General features: G+C 43.7%; 5 protein-coding genes and 4 tRNA genes. 6 read left to right on the forward strand and 3 right to left on the reverse strand.

The genetic code is table 11. From position 1 onward, the window contains the following. Positions 1 to 463: 463 nt before the first annotated feature. Positions 464 to 1,804: a CDP-diacylglycerol--serine O-phosphatidyltransferase gene (gene pssA, locus ACWPOD_RS23495; RefSeq protein WP_031780707.1), complete on the reverse strand. Its 1,341-nt coding sequence runs from the start codon at positions 1,802 to 1,804 to the stop codon at positions 464 to 466. Between the two features lie 71 nt (positions 1,805 to 1,875). Then, positions 1,876 to 2,307: a GNAT family N-acetyltransferase gene (locus tag ACWPOD_RS23500; RefSeq protein WP_031780708.1), complete on the reverse strand. Its 432-nt coding sequence runs from the start codon at positions 2,305 to 2,307 to the stop codon at positions 1,876 to 1,878. 101 nt (positions 2,308 to 2,408) lie between these two features. Here ACWPOD_RS23500 and murB point away from each other — a divergent pair, with 101 nt between their 5' ends. Both murB and birA read left to right on the forward strand, forming a co-directional pair. Then, complete coding sequence (murB, locus tag ACWPOD_RS23505) at positions 2,409 to 3,452, forward strand: UDP-N-acetylmuramate dehydrogenase (protein WP_456232297.1); 1,044 nt, start codon at positions 2,409 to 2,411, stop codon at positions 3,450 to 3,452. Then, positions 3,449 to 4,414: a bifunctional biotin--[acetyl-CoA-carboxylase] ligase/biotin operon repressor BirA gene (birA, locus tag ACWPOD_RS23510; RefSeq protein WP_046874693.1), complete on the forward strand. Its 966-nt coding sequence runs from the start codon at positions 3,449 to 3,451 to the stop codon at positions 4,412 to 4,414. The genes murB and birA overlap by 4 nt, the downstream gene beginning before the upstream one ends. Positions 4,415 to 4,421: 7 nt before the next feature. On the opposite strand, the gene coaA is transcribed toward birA, so the two are convergent. Then, complete coding sequence (gene coaA, locus ACWPOD_RS23515) at positions 4,422 to 5,345, reverse strand: type I pantothenate kinase (protein WP_005398335.1); 924 nt, start codon at positions 5,343 to 5,345, stop codon at positions 4,422 to 4,424. A gap of 205 nt (positions 5,346 to 5,550) precedes the next feature. Here coaA and ACWPOD_RS23520 point away from each other — a divergent pair. The 4 genes from ACWPOD_RS23520 to ACWPOD_RS23535 all read left to right on the forward strand — a co-directional run bounded on the left by ACWPOD_RS23520 (position 5,551) and on the right by ACWPOD_RS23535 (position 5,946). Then, positions 5,551 to 5,626: transfer RNA gene (locus ACWPOD_RS23520), tRNA-Thr, on the forward strand. Positions 5,627 to 5,662: 36 nt separating this feature from the next. After that, positions 5,663 to 5,747: transfer RNA gene (locus tag ACWPOD_RS23525), tRNA-Tyr, on the forward strand. Between the two features lie 35 nt (positions 5,748 to 5,782). Continuing rightward, a tRNA-Gly gene (locus tag ACWPOD_RS23530) sits at positions 5,783 to 5,857 on the forward strand. A gap of 13 nt (positions 5,858 to 5,870) precedes the next feature. Next, positions 5,871 to 5,946 (forward strand) — tRNA-Thr (locus tag ACWPOD_RS23535). Positions 5,947 to 6,126 lie beyond the last annotated feature (180 nt).

The raw sequence follows: 6,126 nt of genomic DNA on the forward strand, positions 1-6,126 counted from the left end.
ACTGGGGCTTTTTTCGTTTTGGTTACCCGACTTACCTTAACCTCATTTCCATATTGAAACCTTGCATCGAGAGGCAGACTTCCCTCTTCGCTATGCTTTCTAAGCCCTGTCATGAACGAGTTGATGCGCAGTTCCTGCTGAACAGGATCCCAGTCTCGAGCGCTAGTTTTTATCCCCTATGCTGACTCATTAAAGCTCCCCTTTATTACGTGTTAGAAAGCTTATTCACTAGCGTAGTGTAAGAAAGAGTAAGATCGGAAGACTGAGTTATTAAGCACCTAGCCACTAACGCATGTATTGCCTTTCTAGATTCTAGGTTGTTGCGTTTGGGGTTAAGTTGCGTCTCGCAAGCTTATTTACTGAAGTCTACTAATATAGAGGTCTAATAGAGTATTAAGCTGTTGGATCTAGGAATAATAAAAAAGCCCAGCAGGAAAATGCTGAGCTTTGAAGTTAATTATGCTTACAGGATGCGTTTTAAAACCCCATCTGCTTTTAGGCGGGTTATTTTTCTTACTAACCGTTGCACCCCTATCGGATAATCTTCCACTTTTTCTAACTGTTTATAAGTACAGATAAGGTGGGTATGCTCAAGGATACGCGAAACCTCATCTTCGAACTTATCAGTGAGTTTCGCATAATTGTCTTGGATGAGAAGTCCATTTTCTAGATCAAGTGACCAAGCCCGAGGATTTAAGTTATTCCCCGTCAGTAGCATATAGCGTTTATCAACCCAAATGCCTTTGAGATGGAAGCTATTATTGTCATGCTTCCAGAGGTGAATTGACAGTTTACGCGCAGCGATATTCGCTTCATTTGCTTTCGCAAAGCGGCGTAGGTTTACTTCATACAGATATGGAAGTCCACCAATGGTTTTAAAGTCTTCCTCAGGGGCAATATAAAAATCGTTTGCTGTCTTGTCGCCCACAACAATAGTTACTTTCACACCGCGTTTCATGGCTCGCTTCACTTCACGATGCAGCGCTTTAGGGAAGTTAAAGTAAGGCGTACAGATAAAGATTTCGTTTTGGGCGGCCGCTAGTAACTTTACAATCTGTTGATTGAGCAGATTGCGGCGTTTGCCTAGACCAACTAGCGGGGTGATTTTTACACTTTCCTCTGTTGCAGGTTGGTCTTCAAACTGATAATTAGCTTGAGCAAGTGAAGCTCTCAGTTGACGAATCGCCGACTTAATTTCTTTGGTTTCTGGCTTATCTTTTCCAGCAAGATCATTGACAGCTGGGTGAGCAATCATCTCTTCCTGAATGAATTGCACCATTGAATTAGCTAAAGACTCATGTCGAATCACATGGTAACGATCAAAGCGATACCGTTCGTGATAGTGCAGATAAACGTTATTTAAGCTTGCCCCACTGTAGATGACAGTATCATCGACAATGAAGCCTTTTAAATGCAGTACCCCAAAAACCTCTCTGCCACGCACAGGTATACCATAGACAGGGATCGGGTGTTGGTACTTATTGGCATACGCTTTGTAAAGCGCAGAATTACCCTCAGATGTTTCCGCACCAATAAGGCCACGCTGCGCTCGATGCCAGTCGACACAGATATTGATGTCCAACCCAGGATTACGCTGTTTCGCTTCATAAAGCGCAGTGAGGATTTCACGTCCAGCTTCATCATCTTCCAGATATAGAGCGACTAGGTAAATTCGCGACGTTGCTTTACTGATTGCATCCAAAAGACGAGTCCTGAATGATTCTGCTGAATACAGAACATCAAAGTCTTCCGGATTGACAGCGAGACTTGGCAACTGTTCGAATGGATTCCTACTTACTATCATATCGGTATGAGTACCTTAGTTTAGTGCAATATTGCGAACCTGCCATTTTATCAAAGATATGATTTACCTGGCTACAAAAGCGCGCGTTTTGATGTCGTTGAAGAGATGAATTGCATTGGAATGAGATCTTTACCGCTATCTACATAGCGTTGAAATGCCATTTTTAGCGGGTGTGGTAGCTCAGAGCAATCAATGGTTTTGAATCCATGCTTGGAATAATAGGATTCGAGATGTGTAAACGCGAAGCAATAATCGCCATCAGTGAAAACATTGTTTTTACAATGAGTTAGTAGTTCTTTTCCAATGCCAGTTCCCCTAAGTGTCGGAATGACCAGCATTCCCGTCAGCAACCGAGATCTATCTACGGTTTTTAAGCGTAGTAACGCAACAATTTCACCTTTATGGCTCGCTGTAATGATCAGTTCATCCTTTTTGGCTCGACCCGAAGGGTAATGCGCTTTGTACAACCTCTTAATGAGAGGGAGCTTGATAGGATTTAACACTTCTATGATTAATGAGTCAGGTATTGTCACTGCGGTTAAAAGATAACTAATGTAGAATGTCGACAGTTTAAGAGAATCTTATCTGACGTTGCAAACCTACTATGCAAATTAAAACAAATGCAAGCCTTAAGGCTTACCATACTTTTGGGATTGAACAGTCGTGTTCCTATTTAGCCACCATCGAGTCGCTCGAGGAGGTTATTCAACTATTTCAAGACCCGAGATTCACCCATTTACCGAAGCTTTTTTTAGGTAAAGGAAGTAATGTTCTTTTCACTGAGCATTTTGACGGGTTAGTGATCGTTAATCGAATCATGGGTAAAGATGTGACGGAAACGGATGACCAATACCTATTGCATGTTGCAGGTGGTGAAGACTGGCCTGAGTTGGTTTCCTGGTGTGTGAGTCAGGGAATTGGTGGGTTAGAAAACCTAGCCCTGATCCCTGGCTGTGCAGGCTCGGCTCCTATTCAAAACATTGGAGCCTATGGGCTAGAACTAAAAGACATTTGTGATTACGTGGATGTTCTTGATCTAACTACATTTGAACATAGAAGAATGAGCGCCAGAGACTGTGACTTTGGCTACCGAGACTCCATTTTTAAACACGCTTTGCATGAAAAGTGCTTTATTACCGCACTAGGGCTTAAGTTGGCTAAGCAATGGCAACCGATTAATCAATATGGTCCTTTAAAAGATATTCCGGAAGAACAACTTAGCCCAGCAACAATCTTCGAGCGAGTTTGCCAAGTGCGAACGGAGAAACTGCCGGATCCAGCCAAAGTAGGTAACGCAGGGAGTTTCTTTAAAAACCCAGTGATCACTCAAGATCATTATGATCGGCTCATGAAGCAACAAACTAATATCGTGGCCTATCCAACTCCTGGCGGAATGAAAGTCGCGGCTGGTTGGCTGATTGATCAGTGCGGATTAAAGGGGAAGTCTGTGCATGGTGCACAGGTCAACCCTATGCAAGCCTTGGTTTTGACCAACATGGACAACTGCAGTGCCGATGATGTTGTCGCACTTGCTTCCCTAGTGAAGCAGGCAGTGTGGGATAAATACCAAATAGAACTTGAGCATGAAGTGCGATTTCTGAACCGTACCGGGGAAACCAACTTGGCTCAGATCGAGGCGTTAAGATGAGAAAAGATCACTCTACGAAACTTCATATCTTAAAGTCATTAAGTAACGGCGAGTTTCATTCTGGAGAGGCGCTGGGCGAAGCCCTGAATGTATCCAGAGCGGCAATAGCTAAGCATATTAAAGGTCTTAGTGAGTGGGGCATTGATATTTATCGAGTGCAAGGGCGCGGTTACCAGTTGGCATCACCATTGCAGTTGCTAGATGAAGCTCTCCTTACTGCTAGTGCGGAGTCACTTGTTGAGCTTGTTCCTGTGATTAACTCAACCAACCAGTATTTGCTTGATAGAGTTGCAGAGTCAGAAAAGGGCCGTGTTTGTATAGCTGAGTATCAAGCACAAGGACGTGGTCGCCGCGGTAGACAATGGATCTCTCCATTTGGCTCTAACTTATACCTATCCATGTACTGGCGATTAGATGCGGGAATGGCCGCGGCAATGGGCTTAAGCCTTGTTATTGGTATTGCCGCAGTGGAAGCACTAGAAGAAATGGGCATACAAGGCGTTAAACTCAAGTGGCCAAATGACCTGTATTATCAAGATAAAAAACTGGCAGGAATCTTAGTGGAGATGTCAGGGCAGGCCGGTGGTGCTGCTCATCTTGTGATTGGGATGGGGCTCAATATTGGAATGCCTGATGAGCAACCTGAGATTGATCAACCATGGACAACATTGAATCAGGTAAACGAGAGTCTCGTGATCGATAGAAATGTCCTAGCGACGACGCTTATCCAGCATTGGAATTCCGCACTTATCGAGTATGAACTGAAAGGACTTACCAGCTTTGTCGAACGTTGGAATCGATTAGATAACTTTCTCAATCGTCAAGTCAAGCTGCTCATCGGACCTAGAGAGGTGCACGGCGTCGTACGCGGCATTGATCATCAAGGCGGGATATTACTCGAAACCTCCCAAGGGCTAGAGACTTACATTGGTGGTGAAATCTCGTTGCGTAAAAGCGATTGACGTTCAATTACTTTCGCAAAGATACCTTATCAACCAAGTGGTTGACGCCTTTGTGTAGAATCAAATGGGCTCTTTCTCGGGTTGGAAGAATATTCAGCTCCAAGTTGAGCCCATTAATATCATGCCAAATTTGTTTCGCTTTTTGCTTTGCTTCATCGACTGACAGTTGCGTGTAGTGACTAAAATAAGAACCGGGTTTAGTAAAAGCCCCTTGGCGAAACTTTAAAAATCGTTCCACATACCACTGTTCAATTGTCTCTGTTTCAGCATCGACATAGATCGAAAAATCCAAAAAATCAGAGACAAAGACGCGATGTGGATCATGCGGATAATCCATTCCACTTTGTAGAACGTTTAAACCTTCAATGATAAGAACATCGGGTCTATCCACTTTTCTTAGTTCATCAGTAATGTCATACGTGATGTGAGAATAGATGGGTACTTCAAGATCGGGTTTTCCCGCCTTTACGTCAGACATGAACTCGACTAAACGCTTGATATCATAGGACTCAGGAAACCCTTTACGATGCATGATACCGCGTTCTTCTAGTACCTTTTTCGGATATAGAAAGCCATCTGTAGTGACCAAGGACACTTTGGGATGATTCTCCCAACGAGAAAGCAATGCGGTCAGAATACGAGCTGTCGTACTTTTGCCTACAGCGACACTGCCGGCGATACCAATCACAAAAGGAGGGGCATGTTCTTCCGTATTCAAGAATTGTTGTAATACAGAGTTGCGGCTTTGACGCGCTTGGACGTAAAGATTCAAAAGACGAGACAAAGGAAGGTAGATTTCTACCGCTTCCTCCATGGTTAGGTTTTCATTAATGCCCTGAAGCGCAGTCAAGTCGTCTTCAGAAAGTGTCATCGGTACAGAGTTTCTTAACTCGGCCCAATTTGCACGGTCAAATGACAAAAATGGACTCATGGGTCTCTTTTATCCTTGGTTTAGTAGAAGCAAGAACATACATCAAGCGAACTTCAAAGCAAACGACAAAGGTCGAAGTTTACTTTAAAAAAGCCAAGTTTGTACGAATTTGCAGCAAACGAATCTAAAAAATCGAATTTTATGATTTTTTTTAAAATTACTATTGCAACCTCGAAAATCATTCAATAGAATGCGCACCACTTATGCCGACTTAGCTCAGTAGGTAGAGCAACTGACTTGTAATCAGTAGGTCACCAGTTCGATTCCGGTAGTCGGCACCATTCTTTCCTTTAGTAGTCTGAATGGCTTGAAAATTTGGAGGGGTTCCCGAGTGGCCAAAGGGAGCAGACTGTAAATCTGCCGGCACTGCCTTCGATGGTTCGAATCCGTCCCCCTCCACCATATTCTTTAGGAAATAGCTCTCAGAGTTACGTGTTGCGGGCATCGTATAATGGCTATTACCTCAGCCTTCCAAGCTGATGATGCGGGTTCGATTCCCGCTGCCCGCTCCACTCTAATTTGAGTGCTGATATAGCTCAGGTGGTAGAGCGCATCCTTGGTAAGGATGAGGTCGGCAGTTCGAGTCTGCCTATCAGCACCAGCTCTCAAGTTTATTTCCTTTTGATATTAGATTTACCAATTATCTTTTTTTGGTTGCGTGGTCAATTTGGGCCACCTAAATCCGTACCTAGAGGGACCACTCATGTCTAAAGAAAAATTTGAACGTACGAAACCGCACGTTAACGTTGGTACTATCGGCCACGTTGACCACGGTAAAACA

This window comes from Vibrio sp. JZG120, from assembly GCF_053890955.1.